The organism is Streptomyces sp. NPDC058157 (genome assembly GCF_042884105.1).
Classification (GTDB): domain Bacteria; phylum Actinomycetota; class Actinomycetes; order Streptomycetales; family Streptomycetaceae; genus Streptomyces.
The window spans coordinates 1-20,713 of sequence record NZ_JBHVUQ010000141.1 but is presented as its reverse complement, the minus strand read 5'-3'; the positions used below and the strand labels follow the sequence as shown (position 1 = coordinate 20,713).

Below are 20,713 nucleotides of genomic sequence, written 5' to 3'. Positions count from 1 at the left end.
GAGACGGCCCCGCGCAGCGGCACCCGGCCGCGGGCCCGGCCTCACCGCCCCCGCCCGCCCGCGCTGAGCCCCCGCACCCCCGCCCGTAACGCGGCGACGCCCCCCGCGTAACACCCCGCCCGCACCCTGGCCGGTATGCCCCGCAGCCACGACGCCACCCCCACCCACTGCCCCTACTGCGCCCTGCAGTGCGGCATGAACCTGCGCCCCCACGCCGACGGCACCGGCACCGGCACCGGCGTAGCGGTCGAGGAGCGGGCCGACTTCCCCGTGAACCGCGGCGCCCTCTGCGGCAAGGGCCGCACCGCCCCCGCCGTGCTCTCCTCCCGGGTGCGCCTCACCGAGCCCCTGATCCGCTCCCGCCCCGGCGGCCCCCTCGTCCCGGCCGGCTGGGACGAGGCCCTCGACGCCGTGGCCGCCGGCCTCACCCGCACCCGCCGCACGCACGGCCCCGACGCCGTCGGCGTCTTCGGCGGCGGCGGGCTCACCAACGAGAAGGCGTACGCCCTCGGCAAGTTCGCCCGCGTCGCCCTCGGCACCTCCCAGATCGACTACAACGGCCGCTTCTGCATGTCCTCGGCCGCCGCCGCCCACCAGCGCGCCTTCGGCCTGGACCGCGGACTGCCCTTCCCGCTGGAGGACGTCCCGCGCACCGGCTGCGTGATCCTCGTCGGCTCCAACCCCGCCGACACCATGCCCCCCGCCGTGCGCTACCTCACCGAACTCAAGGAGGCCGGCGGCACCCTCGTCGTCGTCGACCCCCGCCGCACCCGCACCGCCGAACTCGCCGACCTCCACCTGGCCCCCCGCCCCGGTACCGACCTCGCCCTGGCCCTAGGCCTGCTGCACCTCGTCGTCGCCGAGGGCCGCACCGACACGGAGTTCATCGCCGCCCGCACCACCGGCTGGGAGGACGCCCGGGCCGCCGCGATGGCCCACTGGCCCGAGCACGTCGAGCGGATCACCGGCGTCCCGGTGCCCCGGTTGCGCCGCGCCGTCGAGCTGTTCTGCGCCCCCGAGTCCGCCATGGTGCTCACCGCCCGCGGCCCCGAACAGCAGGCCAAGGGCACCGACACCGTCGGCGCGTGGATCAACCTGTGCCTCGCCACCGGCCGGGCCGGCCGCCCCCTGTCCGGCTACGGCTGCCTCACCGGCCAGGGCAACGGCCAGGGCGGCCGCGAGCACGGCCAGAAGGCCGACCAGCTCCCCGGCTACCGCAAGCTCACCGACCCCGCCGCCCGGGAACACGTCGCCCGGGTCTGGGGCGTCGACCCGCGGACCCTGCCCGGACCCGGCCGCAGCGCCTACGAACTCCTCGACGCCCTCGGCGGCGACGTCAAGGCCCTCCTCCTCATGGGCTCCAACCCCCTCGTCTCCGCGCCCCGCGCCGCCCACGTCGAGGAACGCGTCCGCTCCCTGGACTTCCTCGCCGTCGCCGACGTGGTCCTCTCCGAGACCGCCGCCCTCGCCGACGTGGTCCTGCCCGTCACCCAGTGGGCCGAGGAGACCGGCACCACCACCAACCTGGAGGGCCGCGTCCTGCTGCGCCGCCAGGCCCTCACCTCGCCGCCCGGCGTCCGCAGCGACCTGGAGGTCCTGCACGGACTCGCCGCCCGCCTCGGCCTGGAGAAGGGCTTCCCCACCGACCCCGAGGAGGTCTTCGGGGAACTGCGCCGGGCCTCCGCGGGCGGCCCCGCCGACTACTCCGGCATCACCTACGACCGCATCGCCGCCGAACAGGGCGTCTTCTGGCCCTGCCCCGAGGGCTCCGCGGGCACCCCCCGCCTGTTCCTGGACCGCTTCGCCACCGAGGACGGCCGGGCCCGCTTCGCCCCCGTCACCCACCGCGAGGCCGCCGAGACCCCCGACGCCGAGTACCCGCTGCTGCTCACCACCGGCCGGGTCGTCGCCCAGTACCAGTCCGGGGCCCAGACCCGCCGCGTGGCCGAGCTCAACGAGGCCGCCCCCGGCCCCTTCGTGGAGCTCCACCCCCGCCTCGCCGCCCGCCTCGGGGTGGCCGACGGCGCCCCGCTGGCCGTCACCTCGCGGCGCGGCAGGGCGGTGGCCCCGGCCCGGATCACCGACGCCATCAGGGCGGACACCGTGTTCATGCCCTTCCACTGGTACGGGGAGGGCCGCGCCAACACCCTCACCAACCCCGCCCTGGACCCCGTCTCCCGGATGCCCGAGTTCAAGGTCTGCGCGGTCCGCGTGGAGCCCGCCTGACCCTACCCGCGGCGGACCATCTCTTGCCGCACTCTTGGGGACCGCTTTGGGGAGCCTCACAGCTCCCGCAACTAGCGTTCCGCGCATGTCAATCCGACCCTCGAACACCCTCCCCGTGCTGCCCTACCGCAAGCCCACCCGCGGCCGCGACTACTGGGTGCTGGACGACGTACTGCCCGACGTCGACGCCGTACGGGAACGCTGCCTCGCCAAGGGCGACTGGGTCCAGGGCGCCCCGCACAAGCCCGAACCCTGGCCCGGGCTGCGCGCCATGCCCGCCCTGGAGCCGGCCGAACTCGCCCACGTGGAGAAGCTGGTGCGGCAGGCCACCGGGGCGAAGCGGATCTGGGCCGAGGACCCCGCCGGAGCCGGCACCTTCAACCACAACTGCGTCCAGGTCGTCGGCGAGGGGGAGTGCGAGTCCCGCCCGCACACCGACTCCCGCACCCTGTGCCGCTACGCCGCCGTGCTCTACCTGACGCCCGGCATCCCCAAGGACTGCGGCACCAGCTTCTACCGCCAGAGCCTGCCGGGCGGGATCCTCGGCGGCAACCAGGTGCTCGCCCCGCACAACAACCTCGTCGACGCCCTCGGCACCCGCTTCGTCCCCGAGGACTCCTTCACCGAGGACCTCCGCGTCCCCCACCGCTACAACCGCCTCCTGCTCTACTCCGCCAACCTGATCCACAGCGCCACCGGCTACTGGGGCACCACCCTGGAGGACAAGCGGATGACGGCGGTCTTCTTCTGGATGGCCTGATCCGACGGCCACGGCCCGGCAGGGGCGGCCCCGATCGTCTCGGACATGAGTCCGATCCGCATCGGGGTTGCCGCCGGGGGGTAACCATCCGGTCACGCAGCGGGCTCAGAAAGTGCCCGCACGCCCCTCGTGGCAGCGATGTGTCGTACCCCACACTGAGGTGCGGTGCCACCGTCCTCGGAGCCCCTGGAGGTCGCCCCCGTGCAGACCCGGACCCTGACCGTGAACGTGAGCCACCCCGCCGGCAGCTCCTTCCACGCCGGTGAAGCCGCACCCGCAGAGGCAGAGGCCGAGACCGTGGACGAGACCGCGGACACCGCCGCGCAGGAGGCCGCCGAGCACGACGGGGACGCGGAACCCGAGGTGTTCGAACTCATCGAGCAGCCGCCCCCGCAGCCCGCCCGCGCCGCCGCCGGACCGGCCGCGGGCGGCCCCTCCGCCGACCTCTTCCGCCAGTACCTGCGCGAGATAGGCAGGATCCCGCTCCTGACCGCCGCCGAGGAGGTCGAACTCGCCCGGCGGGTGGAAGCGGGACTCTTCGCCGAGGAACGACTCGCCGGCGCCACCGACCTCGACTCCCAGCTCGCCGTCGACCTCGACAAACTCGTCGTCATGGGCCGCATGGCCAAACGCCGGCTCATCGAGTCCAACCTGCGACTCGTCGTCTCCGTCGCCAAACGCTACGTCGGCCGCGGCCTCACCATGCTCGACCTGGTCCAGGAGGGGAACCTCGGACTGATCCGGGCCGTCGAGAAGTTCGACTACGCCCGCGGCTACAAGTTCTCCACCTACGCCACCTGGTGGATCCGCCAGGCCATGTCACGGGCCCTCGCCGACCAGGCCCGTACCATCCGCGTCCCCGTCCACGTCGTCGAGCTCATCAACCGCGTCGTGCGCGTCCAGCGCCGCATGCTCCAGGAACGCGGCTACGAACCCACCGCCGAAGAGGTCGCCCTCCACCTGGAACTGACCCCCGAACGCGTCCTGGAGGTCCTGCGCCTCGCCCAGGAGCCCGTCTCCCTGCACGCCCCCGTCGGCGAGGAGGAGGACGTCGCGCTCGGCGACCTCATCGAGGACGGCGACGCCGCCTCCCCCATGGAGTCCGCCGCCTTCTTCCTGCTGCGCGAACACCTCGAAGCCGTCCTGTCGACCCTCGGCGAACGCGAACGCAAGGTCGTCCAGCTCCGCTACGGGCTCGCCGACGGCCGCCCCCGCACCCTGGAGGAGATCGGCCGGATCTTCGGCGTCACCCGCGAGCGGATCCGCCAGATCGAGTCCAAGACCCTCGCCAAGCTCCGCGACCACGCCTTCGCGGACCAGCTGCGCGGCTACCTCGACTGACCGCCGCGCGCACGGCCTTCCCGCGCACGGGAAGGGGGCGCCCCGAAGGACGCCCCCACCCGCTCGCGCGCACCGCCGGTCAGTCGACCTCGGCGACCGCCTGCGCGAACTGCGCCGCGTACAGCCGCGCGTACGCACCCTCGGCGGCCAGCAGCTCCGTGTGCGTGCCCTGCTCCACGATCGAGCCGTTCTCCATCACCAGGATCACGTCGGCGTCCCGGATCGTGGAGAGCCGGTGCGCGATCACGAAGGACGTACGGCCGTGCGCCAGGCGCGCCATCGCCTTCTGGATCAGCACCTCGGTACGGGTGTCCACCGAGCTCGTCGCCTCGTCGAGGACCAGGATCACCGGGTCCGACAGGAACGCCCGGGCGATGGTGATCAGCTGCTTCTCACCCGCGCTGACACCCGCGCCCTCGTCGTCGAGGACCGTGTCGTAGCCGTCCGGCAGCGTACGGACGAACCGGTCCGCGTGCGCCGCCCGCGCGGCCTCCTCGATCTCGGCGCGCGTGACCTCGCGCGAGGCGCCGTACGCGATGTTCTCCGCGATGGTCCCGCCGAACAGCCAGGTGTCCTGGAGGACCATGCCGATCCCGGAGCGCAGGTCCTCGCGGGTCATCTTGGCGATGTCCACCCCGTCGAGGGCGATCTCGCCGCCGGTGACCTCGTAGAACCGCATCAGCAGGTTGACCAGCGTGGTCTTGCCCGCGCCCGTCGGACCGACGATCGCGACCGTCTGCCCCGGCTCCACGCGCAGCGACAGGTTCTCGATCAGCGGCTTGTCCGGCTCGTAGCGGAAGGCCACCTTGTCCAGGACGACCTCGCCGCGCAGCCGCTCCGGACGCTCCGGGACCTCGGCGTCCGGCTCCTGCTCGGGCGCGTCCATCAGCTCGTACACCCGCTCCGCCGAGGCGACGCCGGACTGCACCAGGTTCGCCATCGAGGCCACCTGCGTCAGCGGCATCGAGAACTGGCGCGAGTACTGGATGAACGCCTGCACGTCACCGATCGACAGGGTGCCCGAGGCCACCCGCAGCCCGCCGACGACCGCCACCAGCACGTAGTTGATGTTCGAGACGAAGAACATCACCGGCTGCATGATGCCGCTGACCAGCTGCGCCTTGAACGAGGCCCGGTACAGCTCCTCGTTCTGCTCGGCGAAGACCGCCGCCGACTCCTTCTGCCGCCCGAAGACCTTCACCAGCGCGTGGCCGGAGTACATCTCCTCGATGTGGGCGTTCAGCGAACCGGTGCTCCGCCACTGCGCCACGAACTGCGGCTGCGACTTCTTGCCGATCTTCGCCGCCACCACCATGGCCAGCGGTACGGTCGCCAGCGCGACCAGCGCCAGCAGCGGGGAGATCCAGAACATCATCGCCAGCACGCCGACGATCGTCAGCAGCGAGTTCATCAGCTGCCCCAGCGTCTGCTGGAGCGTCTGCCCGATGTTGTCGATGTCGTTCGTCGCCCGGCTCAGCACCTCGCCGCGCTTCTGCTGGTCGAAGTACGACAGCGGCAGCCGCGACAGCTTCGCCTGGAGCTCCTCGCGCATCCGGAACACGGTGCCGTTCTGCACCCGGTTCGACAGCCGCGTCGCCACCAGCATCAGCAGGGACGCCAGCACGAAGACCGCCAGCGCCCACAGCGCCACGACCCCGACGGCACCGAAGTCGATGCCCTTGCCCGGGGTGAAGTCGGTGCTCGCCAGCATGTCCGCCACGCCGCCGTGCCCCTGGGACCGCAGCCCCTGCAGCGCCTGCTCCTTGGTCAGGCCCTCCGGCATCTCCCGGCCGACGATGCCCGCGAACACCAGGTCCGTGGCCTCGCCGAGGATCTTCGGCCCGACCACCGAGCAGCCGACGCTGCCGACCACGGCCGCGACCATGCCCCACAGCTTCGCCTTCTCCTGCGCCAGCTGCGCCAGCAGGCGCTTGCCCGACCCCTTGAAGTCCAAGGACCTCTGGGGCGAGCCCATCATCATCCGTCCTCCGGGCCCGCTCATGCGGCCTCCGCCTCCGTCAGCTGGGAGAGCACGATCTCCCGGTAGGTCTCGTTGCCGGCCATCAGCTCGTGGTGGCGGCCCTCGCCGACCACCCGGCCCTCGTCGAGGACGATGATCCGGTCGGCGTCGCGGATCGTGGAGACCCGCTGCGCGACGATGACCACCGTCGCCTCCTCCGTCTCACGCGCCAGCGCGGCGCGCAGCGCCGCGTCCGTCGCGTAGTCCAGGGCGGAGAAGGAGTCGTCGAACAGGTAGATCTCCGGGCGCTGCACGAGCGTGCGGGCGATCGCGAGGCGCTGGCGCTGGCCGCCGGAGACGTTCGTGCCGCCCTGGGCGATGGGCGCCTCCAGGCCGCCCTCCAGCGCGGAGACGAACTCCTTGGCCTGGGACACCTCCAGGGCCCGCCACAGCTCCTCGTCGGTCGCGTCGGGGCGCCCGTAGCGGAGGTTGGAGGCGACGGTCCCGGAGAACAGGTACGGCTTCTGCGGGACCATGCCGACCGTCCTGGCCAGCAGCTGCGGGTCCAGCCGGCGCACGTCCTCGCCGTCGACGAGGACCTCGCCGCCGGTCGCGTCGAACAGCCGGGGCACCAGACCCAGCAGCGTGGACTTGCCACTGCCGGTGGAGCCGATCACCGCGGTGATCTCGCCGGGGCGGGCCACCAGGTCGATCCCGCGCAGCACCGACGCCTCGGCGCCGGGGTAGCGGAAGTCGGCGCCGCGCAGCTCCAGCTGCCCGCGCACGGAGAGCGTGCGCACCGGGTCGGCCGGGGGGACCACGCTGGACTCGGTGTCGAGGACCTCCTGGATGCGCTCCGCGCAGACCTCGGCGCGCGGCACCATCATGAACATGAAGGTGGCCATCATCACGGCCATCACGATCTGCATCAGGTAGGCCAGGAAGGCCGTCACCTGGCCGATCTCCATCCCCTGGCTGTCCACGCGCATCGCGCCGAACCAGATGACCGCCACGCTGGAGACGTTCATGACCAGCATGACGACGGGGAACATCAGGGCGAGCAGCCGGCCTGAGGCCAGCGAGACACCGGTGAGTTCGGAGTTGGCGCCGCGGAAGCGGTCCTCCTCGTAGCCGTCGCGGACGAAGGCGCGGATCACGCGGTTGCCGGTGATCTGCTCGCGCAGCACCCGGTTGACCACGTCGAGGCGGACCTGCATCCGGCGGAACAGCGGACGCGTCCTCCAGACGATCGCGCCGACCGAGATGCCCAGCACCGGGACCACGGCGAGCAGGACGCCCGACAGCTGCACGTCCAGGGAGAGCGCCATGGCGATACCGCCGATGCACATGATCGGCGCCGAGGCCATCAGCGTGAAGGTCAGCAGCGCCAGCATCTGGACCTGCTGGACGTCGTTCGTCGTACGGGTGATCAGCGACGGGGCGCCGAACTGGCCCAGCTCGCGGGCGGAGAAGCTCTGCACCCGGTCGAAGACGGCCGCACGGATGTCGCGGCCGAGCGCGGCCGAGGTCCGCGCGCCGAAGTAGACGGCGCCGACGTTGCAGACGAGCTGGACGAGCGAGACACCGAGCATCAGTGCGCCGGAGCGCAGGATGTAACCGGTGTCACCCTTCACGACACCGCTGTCGATGATGTCGGCGTTGAGCGTGGGCAGGTAGAGGCTCGCACTGGTCTGCAGGAGTTGCAGCAGCACCAGTGCGGCGATGTGTTTCCGGTGCGGACGCAGGTACGTTCGCAGAAGTCGTATGAGCACGCGCAGGCTCCGGTCGGCATGATCGAGGGGGTTCACTCCATCTTGTGCCAACCGGAGGCTTGATCCCTACCTCTTTTCGCAAAGCCGGGACAAAAGGAGTAGGCCACTTCGTGCCAAGGTCCCGTTCCTGCCGGAAGCAGGGGGCGCTAGGGGTTGCGCACCGGCCGCGGACCCTGTCACCCGCGCCTCAGAACGCCCCCGGGTGCAGCTGCTCCCGCGTCGTCACGTACTGCTGGCGCACCGCCTGCCAGGCCGCGAACTCCTCGCCCGGCTCGAAGACCTGCGCGGCGGGCGCCGGCCAGAGCGGAGGCGTGTGCGGGGCGAGCGTGCCCTGCTGCACCCCCAGCGTCCACGCCGCCTGCCGGGCCGCACCCAGCGCCGCGTAGTCCGCCGGCGCGGGCACGACGACCTGCGTCCCGAACAGCCCCGGCGCGGCGGCCTGTACGGCGGGCAGCTCGGCGACGGCACCCAGCAGGAACACCCGCCGGATGCCCACGCCCCGGTGCCGCAGCACGTCCAGGGCGTCCACCAGCCCGCACAGCATCCCCTCGAAGGCGGCCCGCGCCAGGTGTTCCGGCTTCATCGAGTCCCGGCGGAGCCCCGACAGGGTCCCGGCGGAGTGCGGCAGGTGCGGCGTGCGCTCTCCCTCCAGGTACGGCAGCAGCACGAGCCCGTGTGCACCCGGCGTCGACTTCAGCGCGAGCGCGCTCAGCCCCTCCAGGTCGGTGCCCAGCATGTCGGCGGTGCCGCGCAGGGCCCGTACCGCGTTGGAGGTGTTCACCACCGGCAGGTGCATGCCGCCCGCGTCGGCGAGGGCGGTGATCAGGCCACCCGGCTCCACCAGGGCCTCGTGGTGCACGGCCATCACCGAACCGGTGGCGCCGAGCGAGACCACCGCGTCCCCGGGGCCCAGGCCCAGCCCGAGCACCGCGGCCGTGGTCTCCCCGGTCCCGGCGGAGATCAGCAGCCCCTCCGGGGTCATCCCGGCGGCGTCGCACGGACCGAGCACCTCGGGCAGCAGCGCCTGGTGCCCGAGCGCCAGCTCGACCAGGTCGGGGCGGTAGGAACCGGTGGCCGCCGACCAGTACCCGGTCCCGGAGGCGTCCGCCCGGTCGGTGGTGCGCCGGGCGGGCCGGCCCAGCAGCTGCCAGACCAGCCAGTCGTGCGGGGACATCAGCACCGCGGTCCGGCGCGCGGCCTCGGGCTCGTTGCGGGCCATCCAGGCGAGCTTCACGATCGGCTGCGCGGGGTGCGGGACCGAGCCCACGGCCGCCGCCCAGGCGGCCTTGCCGCCGAGCGCGCCGACCAGGTCGGCCGCGGCGACCTGCCCGCGCCGGTCGTTGCCGACCAGGGCGGGCCGGACCAGCCCGCCCTGTGCGTCCAGCGCCAGCAGGCCGCGCCGCGCCGAGACCCCGATGGCCTGGACGCCCTCCAGCAGCCCGCCGCCGGCGGCCTCGCCCAGGGAGAGCAGCCAGGCCTGCGGGTCGGTCTCGTGGGCGACCGCCTCGCCGGCGGACTGCGGATGGGGTGCGTAGCCCTGGCGCAGTACGGCGCCCGTGTCCGTGTCACAGACGACGATGCGAGTGAAGGTGGAAGAGCTGTCCAGCCCGGCGACTATCCCCATGCGGAGAATTCTGCCCCACCGGACGGCCCTCCCAGGAGGGTCAGGTGTTGCTGGTCCCCCACTCGTCCTCGTACCCCTGCCCCCGCTCCCGCAGCCCCGGCACCCGCCGAGCCACGGAGGACGGCAGCGCGCCGCCGACTTTGTCGCCGACGGCGGCGAAGGCCTTCCCGGCGAACGCCCGCCCGTTCTGCCCCGCCGTCTCGGCGGCGTTGCGCACCACCGGGTTCTGCGCGACCCGCCGCGCGGACTTCTTCATCCCCTCGTACCGCTCGCGTCCCGCGGCCGTTCCCACCACGTAGCCGAGGGCCACCCCGGCGAGGAACGTGACCTTGTACCGCATGCCTGCCACCCTTCGTCGTGTCGGTGCCCGGCCGGCTGGCGATACCGATTGGCGGAGCACCCCCCTGCTTGCGCTAATCTATGACTCGCAACGGGCGCTCGCCCCCCGGCAAGGCCGGAGGTGGGCTGTTCGTGGCACCGCAGCAATCCCCTGTAGCTCAATTGGCAGAGCAGCCGGCTGTTAACCGGCAGGTTACTGGTTCGAGTCCAGTCGGGGGAGCGCGGTCCCCTGTAGCTCAATTGGCAGAGCAGCCGGCTGTTAACCGGCAGGTTACTGGTTCGAGTCCAGTCGGGGGAGCAGGAAGAGAAGAGGACCCGGTCGGGTCCTCTTTCTTTTTGCCCCGGACCTGGAACCGGGCAGCCGTCAGCGCGGTCTCTCTGAACATGCGAAGCCGATCATGCGAGGCAACCGAAGCAGGAGATCGTATGAGCGGCTATGCTGCGGCAGACGGCGCGCACACATGTACGCGCCACGCCGTGAAGGGGCGGTAGCTCAGCCGGTTAGAGCAGCGGACTCATAATCCGTCGGCCGTGGGTTCGAGTCCCACCCGCCCCACCACGAGGCCCGAGGGCCGCAGGAACGATTCACCTGCGGCCCTCGGGCTTTTTCCGAGGCGTCCAAAGCCGTTGGACGCGGCGATCCGGGCGTTGCTACGTTGAGACGCATGTCGAGCCCCGAGGCGGACAGAGGTGAGCCACCGGTGATCCGGCCGCCGATCTCGGCGTCTCCCTCCCGGCCGTCGGCTCGCTCACCTCGGCCTTCGCCGTCGGCATGATCGTCGGCGCACCGCTGGTCGCGGTGCTGAGCCTGCGGTGGCCGCGCCGCCGGGCGCTGCTCGCCTTCCTCGTCACCTTCCTCCTCGCCCACGTCGTCGGCGCCCTCACCCACAGCTTCGAAGTCCTCTTCGTCACCCGGGTGGTCGCCGCACTGGCCGACGCGGGCTTCCTCGCCGTCGGCCTCGCGACCGCGGCGAGCATGGCCGGACCCCAGGCCAAGGGCCGGGCGACCTCGGTCCTGCTCAGCGGCGTCACCCTCGCCTGCGTCGTGGGCGTCCCCCTGGGCGCCGTACTGGGCGAGGTCCGGGGCTGGCGCTCGGCCTTCTGGGGCGTCGCGATCATCTCCGCCCCCGCGGTGCCCGCGGTGCTGCGGTCGGTGCCGGCGACGTCCGTCGACCCCGCCGCGCCCGGCGTCCGCAGGGAACTCGGGGCGCTCCGTACACCCCGGCTGGTCGTCACGCTCGCGCTCGGGGCACTGGTCAACGGAGCGACGTTCTGCTCCTTCACGTACCTCAGCCCCGTCATCACCAACGTGACCGGCCTGAGCTCGGGTTGGGTGCCCGTCACGCTGGCGCTGTTCGGCATCGGATCCTTCGTCGGCGTCAACATCGGCGGCCGGCTGGCCGACACCCGGCCCGGCCAGGTGCTGGCGGTCGGCGGCGCGGTCCTGCCGGTCGGCTGGCTGGTCTTCGCGCTCACGGCCGGAAACCCGGTCGTGGCGCTGCTCCTCGTCTTCGTCCAGGGGGCGCTCTCGTTCGGCGTGGGCTCCACGCTGATCGCCCAGGCCCTCTACACGGCGTCGGACGCCCCCACGCTGGCCGGCGGCTTCGCCACCGCCGCGCTCAACGTCGGTGCCGCCGCCGGGCCCGCCCTGGGGGGTCTCGCCCTGGGCGCCGAACACGGCTACCGCTCGCCCCTGGTGGTGAGCGCCGTGCTCGTCGCCACCGCCCTCGTCCTGGCGGGCGCGGCCCGGGCCGCCGGGGTCACCGCGCGCGAGCCCGCGGCCGAGCCGGCGGTCCGGGCCGGTTCCTGACCGCCGGTCCGCGTCGGCCGCAGGTGCGGGGATCGGCACCTGCGGCCCCGGACGTGGCCGGTCAGGCCTTCTCGGTCTCCTCCACCAGGTGGCGCAGCACGTCCGTCAGGTCCTGGCGGCGTGCGTACGCCGCCCGCTGCCGCGCCGCGCCCGAGCCGTCGCGCAGCAGTCCGCCCAGGGTCCGCGCCGCGTGGTCCAGGTCGCCGGCGGCGGCCAGGTCGGGGGCGACCAGGTCGAGCAGGGCCTCCGCCAGGTCGGCCGCCGGGAGCTCGGCACCCGTGTACGGGTCCAGGCCGAAGCCCTCCAGGCCGTCGTGCGCCGCCCGCCAGCGCGCCAGCCGCAGCACCTCGTCCCGTACGGGCAGCTCGGGCCGCTGCTCCGCGATGTCGCGCAGCGCCGAGGAGACCAGGGCGCGGCCGAGCTCCGCCTGGAGCACGGCCGTGTCGATGTCCGGGGACATGTCGGGCGCCCGGATCTCGAGCGTGGGCCAGTTCCCGGAGGGGCGGAGGTCCCAGTAGACCATCTTGGTGTCCAGGGCCGCCCCGGAGCCGAGCAGGGTCTGCACGGAGCGCCGGAAGTGGGCCGTGGACGGGAAGTGCGGGGGCGGGCCCGCCGAGGGCCAGCCCGCCCAGGCCATCGCCCGCCAGCTGGAGTGGCCGGTGTCACGGCCGCCCCAGAAGGGGGAATTGGCCGCCAGCGCGATCAGCGTGGGCAGCCAGGGGCGGACCCGGTTGGACACCGCCACGGCCGTGTCCACGTCGAGGGTGCCGATGTGGATGTGCCGGCCGCAGCTGACCAGGGTGTCGGTCAGCGCGCCGAACCGGCGGTGCTGCTCGCGCTGGCGCGGCTCGTCGTCGGTCAGGTGCAGCGGCCCCTCGACCGCCACGACGGGCGACGGGGCGGCCAGCAGCCGGCAGCCGTGCTCGCGGGCCGCCGCCGCGAGGGTCCGCCGCAGGGCGGCGAGCTCCTCGCGCAGGGTGATCGCCGAGTCGGCGACCGGGGTGGAGATCTCCACCTGGTACCGGGTCCCCTCGGGGTGCAGCTGCTGGGGCAGCCCGGCCGCGGTGGCCAGGACGCGGGGCGCGGCCGGGACCACCCGTAACGTGCGGTCGTCGACGAGCAGGAACTCCTCCTCGACCCCGACCGTGAGGGGGGTGGTGACACCGCTCGCGGTGCGCAGGCTGGGGCCCGCGGGGCCGGTGTCACTGGTGCTCGTGGTGCTGTTGCCAGGATCGATCACTACGCCTCCCTGGACGTACGAGTCTTTCATCATGAGCCGAACAGGCGGCCACGGGGCAACGCCGATCCGGTCAAATGTCGGGTGATAATGGCGAGTTAGCGGCAAGACCGCTCCCGTCCTGAAACCCCCGGTCCGGGTGGGTCGTACGTTGCGCGTGTGTGAGGGCCCCATGAACCCCCGTGAACCCGTCCCCGGCTCCAGAGGCGCCCTAGACCGTGCTGGTTACCATCCCGTGTGACTGGTATTGCCTCCCCGCCCCGACCGAAGCGACGCATCTTCGCCGACCTGACCCCGCTGCGCACCTCCGCCCACTACAGACGGCTGTGGGTCGGCGGCACCATCTCCTGGATGGGCCAGGCCATGACCGCCCTGGCGATCTCGCTCCAGGTCTACGAGATCACCGGCTCCAGCTTCTCCGTCGGCCTCGTCGGTCTCTTCTCGCTGGTCCCGCTGGTCGTCTTCGGCCTGTACGGCGGTGCCATCGCGGACACCGTGGACCGGCGCAAGCTGGGCCTGCGCAGCCAGGTCGGGCTCACGGTGCTGTCCTCCGGCCTGGCCGCCGCCGCGCTGCTCGACTACCACCAGGTCTGGCTGCTCTACACGGTCGTCGCCCTCCAGGCGGTCTGCGGGGCGCTGAACGGGCCCGCCCGCTCGGCCATGATCCCCAAGCTGCTGCCGCCCGAGCAGCTCCCCGCCGCGAACGCGCTGGGCTCCGTCACCATGACCTCCGGGACCATGCTGGGCCCCGTGCTCGGCGGGCTGATCGTCGGCTGGTGGGGCTATCAGGCGGCCTACCTGATCGACGCCGTCACCTTCATCGCCGCCCTGTACGCCATGTGGCGGCTGCCCTCGATGCTGCCCGAGCCCCTGCCGGAGGGCCGCAAGGGGCGGGCCTCGGTACTGGACGGGCTGCGCTTCCTCGGCACCCGGCCCAACATCCGGATGAACTTCTTCTCCGACATGGCCGCGATGATCTTCGCCCAGCCGAAGGCGCTGTTCCCGGCCATCGCCGTCCTCTGGTACGGGGGCGACGCCAAGACCGTCGGCCTGCTGGTCGCCGCCCCCGCCGTGGGTGCGCTGCTCGGCGGGGTGTTCTCCGGCTGGCAGGGGCGGATCCGGCGGCACGGCCTGGCGATCCTGCTGTCCGTCGCGGCGTGGGGGCTGGCCATCGCCGTGTTCGGGCTGACCCGGAACCTGTGGCTGGGGCTGTTCTTCCTGGCCCTGGCCGGCTGCGCCGACACCATCTCGATGGTGTTCCGCTCCACGATGATGCAGGCCGCGACCCCGGACGGGATGCGGGGCCGGCTCCAGGGCGTGTACATCGTGGTCGTCGCGGGCGGACCCCGGCTCGGGGACTTCCTGGCCGGCACCGTCGCCGACCTCACCTCCCCGGCGGTCGCCATCACGGGCGGCGGGCTGGCCTGCGTGGTCGTGCTGGGGCTGCTGGCCGCGCGGTGGCGCTCGTTCGCCCGGTACGACGCGCGGTCACCGCAGGCCTAGCCAGGGGGTACTGGGGGCCCTTTGTGAACGGGAGTTGGCGGCTTCGTTGCCGGACCGCCTCCTTCCCTTCCCCTTTCTTTCGATTCGCCATATGACAGTTCGGCAGCCCCCCTCCGTCTCCGAACCGGTCGTGGACGCAGCGATGCGTCGACGCAGCGATGTGTTGACGCAGCGATGCGTCGAAAAGAAGGAAAGGCCTCCATGCGCCGCCGCCTCCGTATCCTCGTCCCCACCGCGACGGCCGCCGTCGCCCTCTGCACCCTGCTCGCCCCCACCGCGGGCGCGGCGGCTGCGGGGGACCGGGCCTGCTCCCCGTACATGTCCGTCGCCGGCTACTCGGACTCGCTGGACAAGGCCCAGCTCGACGGGAAGCTCGTCGGCGGCATCTCCGGGCTCGCCGCCGACCGGGACGGGACGGTCCTCGCGGTCTCCGACAAGTCGGCGCTGTACCGGCTGGAGGTGGCGGCGGGGGACACCCCGGCCGCCACCGCCACCGCACGGCTGCCGCTCACCGACGGCGCGGGCAAGGTGCTCGACTCGGAGGCGGTCGTCGTCGACCGCGACGGGACCTACCTCGTCACCGACGAGACCACCCCGGCCGTCCGCCGCTACGACCGCGGCGGCCGGGTCCTGGCCACCCTGCCGGTCCCGCCGGCGTTCCGGATCGCGCCCGAGGGCAGGGCGACGGCCAACCAGACCTTCGAATCGCTCACCCTCCTCCCCGGCGGACACACCCTCGTCGCCGCCCTGGAAGGCCCGCTGGCCGGGGACGGCAAGGACGGGCAGGGGCGCACCCTCCAGCGGATCCAGACCTGGGAACGGCGCCGCGACGGGCAGTTCGTCCTGGGCCGGCAGTACGCCTACCCGGTCGACGCCGGCCACGGGATCGCCGAGCTCGCGGCGGTCCGGGACGGACGGCTGATCGTCCTCGAACGGGGCTTCACCCGCGAGTTCAAGATCACGGCCCGGCTCTACGCGGCCGACCCCCTGGGCGCGAGCGACACCTCGGGGACCGAGACCCTGACCGAGGGCGGAGCGGGGCTGCGTCCGGTGCGCAAGGCCCTGATCGGGGACTTCGACACCTGCCCGACGCTGGGAGCGCCGTCGAAGCTCCCGCAGAACCACCCCCTCGTCGACAACATCGAGGGCATGACCGTCCTCGGCCACGACGGCGCGGGCCGCGTCCGGCTGCTGCTGGCCAGCGACGACAACGAACTCCCGCAGCAGATCACCCGGCTGTACCGGGTGGACGTACGGCTCCCGGCGCGGCGGCCGTAGGTCCGGCGGCCCGCCCACTGGTGCACGGACCCCGTACCGGGCTTGAGTGGACGTACGTCGACGTCAACGACGACGCCGATCGGATGGGATGGGATGGGGGTGGGGGCATGGCCGCCAGGACGCTTCGGGTGCTCGCGTGGGTGATGGGTCTCGCGTGTACGGCCATCGGACTGTTCCACGTGGTCGCGGGGAACCTCGCGATCCCGGGCGCGACCGACGCCGGCCCCACCGTGGACAGCCTCGGCAGGTTCCTCGGCGCGGTGTTCGCCGGGTACGGGGCGGCCTGGCTGTGGGCCGTCCGCCAGGACCCGGTCCCGGCGCGCGTGGTGCGGTGGCTGGCGGCGGTGTTCCTGCTGGGGGCCGCGGGACGGCTGCTGTCCCTGGCCGTGCACGGGTGGCCGCACTGGTTCCAGGTGGTGCTGACCGTGATCGAGCTGGTCCTGCCGCCGGTCTTCCTCCGGCTGGCGGACGCCGACGATCGGGCGTTCCGGGGGCGGCGGGGCGGGGGAGCGGAGGCGGCGGCTGCGGGGGAGGGGTGAAGGGGGTGCGCGGTCCGTGGGCCATGGGCCGTGGTCCGTGGTCCGTGGGCTAAGGCTTCGGGGCCACGACGCCCCGGGCCACGCCGAGCTCGACCAGGTCCTGCGGCCGGATGCGCAGCTGGTCCGCCGTGGCCGGGGCCTCCTCGGGCGGCCGCTTGAGGATGGCCGCCGCCAGCTCCGGGGCGATGACGGAGAAGTAGCTGTCGGGGGTCACCCAGGTGTTCCCGGGCGCCGCCAGGGCGAGCGCCCCGCCCGAGCCGCCCTCGCCGATCAGCAGGGTCGTCACCGGGACGGTGGCCGCCGCGACCGCCGCGAAGCAGTCCGCGATGGCCGGGCCGGCACCCGCGTGCTCGGCGGCGGCGTCGTTGGCCGCGCCCGGGGTGTCGACCAGGGTGAGCACCGGGATCCCGAGCCGGTCCGCGAGCCGGATCACCCGGGCGGCCGTCCGGTAGCCCGCCGGGCGGGTGGCGGTGCCGCACTGGGCGGCGTACGCCACCGCCCGGCCCTCCCGCAGCCCGAACCCGCACAGCATTCCGGCGTCGAAGGCCCCGGCCCGGTCCCCGCGCAACGGCATCCGCAGCGCGAAGTACGCGTCCAGGTACGCCTGCGCGCGGGGCCGCCCGGGGTGCCGGGCCTGCCGGACGGCGTCCCAGCCGGTCAGCGGTGGCGTCACGCCGCCCAGCGCGGCCGGGGGCTCGACCGGCCCGGCGGCCCGGGGCGCGGCCAGCACCCGCAGCCAGTCCCCGACCGCCCCGGGCAGCTCCGCCGGAGGGACGACGGCGTCCACGTGCCCGGCGCCGTACTGCCCCTCGGCGGTGTAGGCCGCCGGATCGGCGTCGGCCGGCCGCACCCGGGACCCCGCGAAGCCGACCTGCGCCCCGGGCAGCGCCAGCACCACGTCGGCGCCCGCCCCGAGGGTGGCCCACCCGCCGCCGGTGGTGGGGTCGCGCAGCACCGCGATCTGCGGGAGCCCGGCGGCCCGGGTCAGCACGCACTGGCGGGCCACCCGCTGGAGCTGCGCCAGCGCGAGCATCCCCTCCTGCATGCGGGAGCCGCCGGTGGCGATCAGGGAGACCAGCGGCAGCCGGCGCTCGCGGGCGTGCGCGTACGCGGCCTCCAGCCGGTCACCGGTACGGCGGCCGAGGCTCCCGCCGAGGAACCCGAACTCGAAGGAGACGACGACCGCTTCGAACCCGCCGACCCGGGCGGTCCCGGTCACCACGGACTCCCGCTCCCCGGTCCTGGCACCGGCCCGCGCCAGCGAGGCGTCGTACCCGGCCCAGCCGAGGGGCCCGTCGTCATCGGGATACTCCGCACACGGCGCGGGCAACTCCGCGAAGCTCCCGGGGTCGGAGAGGGCGGCGATGGCGGCACGGGCCGAGAGACGGGTCGTCACGGGGCCAGGGTAGGCGGTGGGGGCGGCGGTTGGGGCCTCGCGGCGGGAGCCCGCCATCTCCCCCTCGAGGCGTCGGGGGCCGGGCGGTGGTTGCCCACCCGCCTCCCCGGGTGCGGGGCGGTGGGTGGGCGGCGTCTCGGCGGGCGGTGACGGACAGTGGGGCGGGGCCAGGAAGGTCGGGACTTGAGCTGGGCTCCCTCAGAGAGGGTTGGGGGGTTCCCGTCAGTCTCATCGTCCTTCCGCGTCGGGCCGGTCAGTCAAGAGCGCTCCTTCGTCGCGTCGCTACGCGATGTCGCTGCGCTCCACTCTTGACAGCCCGACCCGCCACGAAAAGCCGAAGACTGCCGGGAACCCCCCAAAGGAACGGGACGGATGTTCCCAGGACATGCGGCGGGATCAGGGATCAGGCGGGGTCGTCGGGGGCCGCCTCGCCGGGCATCCGGGCCGACATAGGCAGCAATCGGTGCCGGGCCGCTCCACGCGTCAGATCGCTACGCGCTCCTCATTTCTCGGCGTCCGACGGCCGTCTGGGGCTGATACCTGCAAGAAATGCCGACCAGAGAGGCATCCGGGGCCGGTGGGCGCAACAGATCGCTACGCGCTGCCCTGCTCTCGGCGTCCGCCAGCCGCCTTGGGCCGGTCATAGGCGGGTTGAACGTTCTCGACGGCGGTGGTGAATTCGCGGCCGGATGCGCCCCGAATGTATGCGAGTTCCTTCCAGTACGTGTGGGTGGGGGAGTCCGAGACGTCTTCGTTGATCACGGCCATCAGTTCACCCTCGGCGCCCGATGCGATGTCGCGGACCCGGCGGCGGAGGAGGCGGTGGGGGACGTATTCGTACCGCTCAGTCATCGGACGGCTCCTGCATCGAGGCGATGAAACGCTTCCAGCCGGACCAGGCGCGGGCGAGGAGCGCCGGGCTGAGTTCAGGCATGTCCTCCGGGCCCAGCCTGGGGGTGTCCGGCGAGTCAGTGCTGTCAGAAGTCACGGTCGGGTCCTCCGGATTCACAGGGCATGTAGTCGAGTCCCTCGTGCGAGTGGCCCGTGTAGAGGATCTGGTGACAGTGCGTACAAGCTCGACATCCGGGGGGTAATCTCACGGTGAGATGTCTTTCCATCTCGCTTGTAGATGACGGGAGTAGCCGACCGTGGCCACACCGCTCGTTCCGGTTTCCCTGCCCGATTGGGCGTGGGAGCGGGCAGACGTACGTCAGGCTCTTCGCGGGCGTGATGTGGGAGCCGTGTTCCGGTACGTGCAGCAGTTCGGTGGGGCCAGTCAGGCACGCATTGCGGCCGCAGTCGGGATGACGCAGGCGCGGGTGAACGAGATCATCAATCGTCGCCGTGAGGTGTCGCGTCTCGATGTGTATGAGCGGATCGCTGACGGACTGAACATGCCGGACGACGCCCGGCACCTCCTCGGGTTGGCGGCCGGGCGCGAGCGGCGCTCCGGTGGAGCCGCGTTCGATCTCGCGGCATTCCCGGAGGTGGTGCGGGTCTACTCGGCGCAGGCATCGGCCAAGGAAGAGATTCAGCAGCAGGTTCGGGCCGCGAGGGAACTGGACGTTCTCGCCGTGCGTGGTCTCGGCCTCGTCGGCCTGAAGGGCTCGATGTTGCGACCTCACCTTGTCCGGCAGGACGGTGGCCTACGTGTGCGGGTGCTATTGCTGGACCCGGAGGCGCCGGCCCTCGCGTTACGTGCCGCCGAGATCGGAGAGTCGGCGGAATCGCTCGCCAGTGGTGTGCGGCTGGCCGAGGCCAGGCTGCGTGAGCTTGCCGAGATCTGTGACATCGAGGTGTACAGGTACGGCATGCTGCCGACATGGCGGTTGATCCGTGCTGACTCCACCCTGTTCGTCGGGGCCTTCGACGAGGGCTGGGAAGGACATGAGTCCGCCACCTACAAGGTGATGCAGACTTCGCACGGCCCGTTGTTCAGGGGCTTTCAGCGCATGTTCGAGGCTATTGCCGCAGGTGCCGAGCGCACGATCTGAGAGGAGACGGCCAATGATCGAAGCGGAGCTGAAGGCACGTGTCCACGCGCCGCAGGAGACGTTGCGACGGCTGGACGAACGGGCCGAGGGCCGGGTCGAGGTGTATCGGGACACCTACTACGACACCGTGGCCGGAGCGCTCGAAGCGCGGGACGAGGAACTGCGCGTGCGGACCGTGCACGGTTCCGACGACACCCGCACCGTACTGACCTACAAGGGTGCCCGCGTCGACGAGGAATCCGGCTCCAAGCCCGAACACGAGACCCGGGTCGAGGACGCCGAGGCCGTCCACGCGACCCTGCGCGGCCTCGGCTACGTGCCCGCCATCGCGTTCGAGAAGAGGTGCAGGAACTACACCTTCCTGGCCCGAGGCCGCCAGATGCTCGCCACCCTGGTTCGCGTCCCCGAACTGGACGGCACCTTCATCGAGCTGGAGACCCAGGTGGAGGAGAAGGACCTGCCTGCAGCCCTCGACGACATCAGGACTGTCCTTGCTGAACTGGGCATCGGCCCGGAAGCCGTGACAAACGAGCTGTACACGATGTCGGTCAAGGCCCAACGCTTGAGCGAACAGAAGAAGAGGGCGTGAGCGTACCGCCGAACGGGTCAACGCCAGCCCCGGATGCCTCTCTGGTCGGCATTTCTTGCGGGTATCAGCCCCAGACGGCCGTCGGACGCTGAGAAATGAGAAGCGCGTAGCGATCTGATGCGTGAGGCGGCCCGGCATCGATTGCTGCCCATGTCGGCCCGGATGCCCGGCGAGGCGGCCCCCGACGACCCCGACTGGTCCCTGATCCCGCCGCATGTCCATTGATCCTCCGTCCCGTTCCTTTGGGGGGTTCCCGGCAGTCTTCGTTTTTCCGTGGCGGGACGGTCTGTCAAGGGTCGCCGCAGGCGATCGCGAAGCGACGCGACGAAGGAGCGCCCTTGACAG

General features: G+C 72.5%; 16 protein-coding genes, 3 tRNA genes and 1 pseudogene. 12 read left to right on the top strand and 8 right to left on the bottom strand.

All coding sequences use genetic code 11. The features are described 5' to 3' along the window. Window positions 1–135 precede the first annotated feature (135 nt). The 3 genes from ACFVXK_RS27885 to ACFVXK_RS27875 all read left to right on the top strand — a co-directional run bounded on the left by ACFVXK_RS27885 (window position 136) and on the right by ACFVXK_RS27875 (window position 4,327). A complete protein-coding gene (locus ACFVXK_RS27885) occupies window positions 136–2,226 on the top strand; it encodes a molybdopterin oxidoreductase family protein (RefSeq protein ID WP_389616448.1) in 2,091 nt (696 codons plus the stop codon). An 85-nt stretch (window positions 2,227–2,311) separates the two neighbouring features. Next, complete coding sequence (locus tag ACFVXK_RS27880; RefSeq protein ID WP_389616445.1) at window positions 2,312–2,986, top strand: DUF6445 family protein; 675 nt, start codon at window positions 2,312–2,314, stop codon at window positions 2,984–2,986. Between the two features lie 201 nt (window positions 2,987–3,187). Continuing rightward, the gene (locus ACFVXK_RS27875; protein ID WP_389616451.1) at window positions 3,188–4,327 is read left to right on the top strand and encodes an RNA polymerase sigma factor; all 1,140 of its coding nucleotides are present in this window, start codon (window positions 3,188–3,190) and stop codon (window positions 4,325–4,327) included. Between the two features lie 79 nt (window positions 4,328–4,406). On the opposite strand, the gene ACFVXK_RS27870 is transcribed toward ACFVXK_RS27875, so the two are convergent. From ACFVXK_RS27870 to ACFVXK_RS27855, 4 genes are all read right to left on the bottom strand, one after another. Continuing rightward, window positions 4,407–6,329, bottom strand: a complete 1,923-nt coding sequence (locus tag ACFVXK_RS27870; RefSeq protein ID WP_389616442.1) for an ABC transporter ATP-binding protein — start codon at window positions 6,327–6,329, stop codon at window positions 4,407–4,409. Continuing rightward, entirely contained in the window at window positions 6,326–8,059 is a 1,734-nt protein-coding gene (locus tag ACFVXK_RS27865; protein WP_389616437.1) for an ABC transporter ATP-binding protein, read from the bottom strand. The genes ACFVXK_RS27870 and ACFVXK_RS27865 overlap by 4 nt, the downstream gene beginning before the upstream one ends. A gap of 187 nt (window positions 8,060–8,246) precedes the next feature. Next, window positions 8,247–9,683, bottom strand: coding sequence for an FGGY-family carbohydrate kinase (locus ACFVXK_RS27860; RefSeq protein WP_389616434.1), 1,437 nt, complete (start codon window positions 9,681–9,683; stop codon window positions 8,247–8,249). A gap of 40 nt (window positions 9,684–9,723) precedes the next feature. Next, complete coding sequence (locus tag ACFVXK_RS27855; protein ID WP_389616431.1) at window positions 9,724–10,023, bottom strand: YtxH domain-containing protein; 300 nt, start codon at window positions 10,021–10,023, stop codon at window positions 9,724–9,726. A 146-nt stretch (window positions 10,024–10,169) separates the two neighbouring features. Here ACFVXK_RS27855 and ACFVXK_RS27850 point away from each other — a divergent pair. The 4 genes and pseudogenes from ACFVXK_RS27850 to ACFVXK_RS27835 form a co-directional block, all read left to right on the top strand. Beyond that, window positions 10,170–10,242: transfer RNA gene (locus ACFVXK_RS27850), tRNA-Asn, on the top strand. 5 nt (window positions 10,243–10,247) lie between these two features. After that, a tRNA-Asn gene (locus ACFVXK_RS27845) sits at window positions 10,248–10,320 on the top strand. Between the two features lie 184 nt (window positions 10,321–10,504). Beyond that, window positions 10,505–10,581: transfer RNA gene (locus ACFVXK_RS27840), tRNA-Ile, on the top strand. 144 nt (window positions 10,582–10,725) lie between these two features. Next, window positions 10,726–11,832: pseudogene (locus tag ACFVXK_RS27835) on the top strand (Cmx/CmrA family chloramphenicol efflux MFS transporter); the annotation flags it as partial. 61 nt (window positions 11,833–11,893) lie between these two features. On the opposite strand, the gene ACFVXK_RS27830 reads toward ACFVXK_RS27835, so the two are convergent. Beyond that, a complete protein-coding gene (locus ACFVXK_RS27830; RefSeq protein WP_389616427.1) occupies window positions 11,894–13,072 on the bottom strand; it encodes a glutamate--cysteine ligase in 1,179 nt (392 codons plus the stop codon). Between the two features lie 234 nt (window positions 13,073–13,306). Between ACFVXK_RS27830 and ACFVXK_RS27825 the strand changes: the two genes are divergently transcribed. From ACFVXK_RS27825 to ACFVXK_RS27815, 3 genes are all read left to right on the top strand, one after another. Beyond that, complete coding sequence (locus ACFVXK_RS27825) at window positions 13,307–14,572, top strand: MFS transporter (protein WP_389616424.1); 1,266 nt, start codon at window positions 13,307–13,309, stop codon at window positions 14,570–14,572. A 201-nt stretch (window positions 14,573–14,773) separates the two neighbouring features. Next, window positions 14,774–15,850 carry an esterase-like activity of phytase family protein gene (locus ACFVXK_RS27820; RefSeq protein ID WP_389616422.1) on the top strand — a complete coding sequence of 359 codons (1,077 nt, stop codon included), beginning with the start codon at window positions 14,774–14,776 and terminating at the stop codon, window positions 15,848–15,850. A gap of 107 nt (window positions 15,851–15,957) precedes the next feature. Beyond that, complete coding sequence (locus ACFVXK_RS27815) at window positions 15,958–16,389, top strand: DUF4345 domain-containing protein (RefSeq protein WP_389616419.1); 432 nt, start codon at window positions 15,958–15,960, stop codon at window positions 16,387–16,389. A gap of 49 nt (window positions 16,390–16,438) precedes the next feature. Here ACFVXK_RS27815 and ACFVXK_RS27810 read toward each other — a convergent pair whose 3' ends face one another. The 3 genes from ACFVXK_RS27810 to ACFVXK_RS27800 form a co-directional block, all read right to left on the bottom strand. Continuing rightward, window positions 16,439–17,785 (bottom strand): carboxyl transferase domain-containing protein, encoded by a 1,347-nt coding sequence (locus tag ACFVXK_RS27810; protein ID WP_389616417.1) that lies wholly within the window; start codon window positions 17,783–17,785, stop codon window positions 16,439–16,441. A 594-nt stretch (window positions 17,786–18,379) separates the two neighbouring features. After that, window positions 18,380–18,637, bottom strand: a complete 258-nt coding sequence (locus ACFVXK_RS27805; RefSeq protein ID WP_389616414.1) for a hypothetical protein — start codon at window positions 18,635–18,637, stop codon at window positions 18,380–18,382. Further along, a complete protein-coding gene (locus ACFVXK_RS27800; protein ID WP_389616411.1) occupies window positions 18,630–18,773 on the bottom strand; it encodes a hypothetical protein in 144 nt (47 codons plus the stop codon). Before ACFVXK_RS27800 ends, ACFVXK_RS27805 begins: the two co-directional genes overlap by 8 nt. A gap of 160 nt (window positions 18,774–18,933) precedes the next feature. On the opposite strand from ACFVXK_RS27800, the gene ACFVXK_RS27795 reads away from it, so the two are divergent. Then, the gene (locus ACFVXK_RS27795; protein ID WP_389616408.1) at window positions 18,934–19,779 is read left to right on the top strand and encodes a helix-turn-helix domain-containing protein; all 846 of its coding nucleotides are present in this window, start codon (window positions 18,934–18,936) and stop codon (window positions 19,777–19,779) included. A 13-nt stretch (window positions 19,780–19,792) separates the two neighbouring features. Next, window positions 19,793–20,368 (top strand): class IV adenylate cyclase, encoded by a 576-nt coding sequence (cyaB, locus tag ACFVXK_RS27790; RefSeq protein ID WP_389616406.1) that lies wholly within the window; start codon window positions 19,793–19,795, stop codon window positions 20,366–20,368. Window positions 20,369–20,713 lie beyond the last annotated feature (345 nt).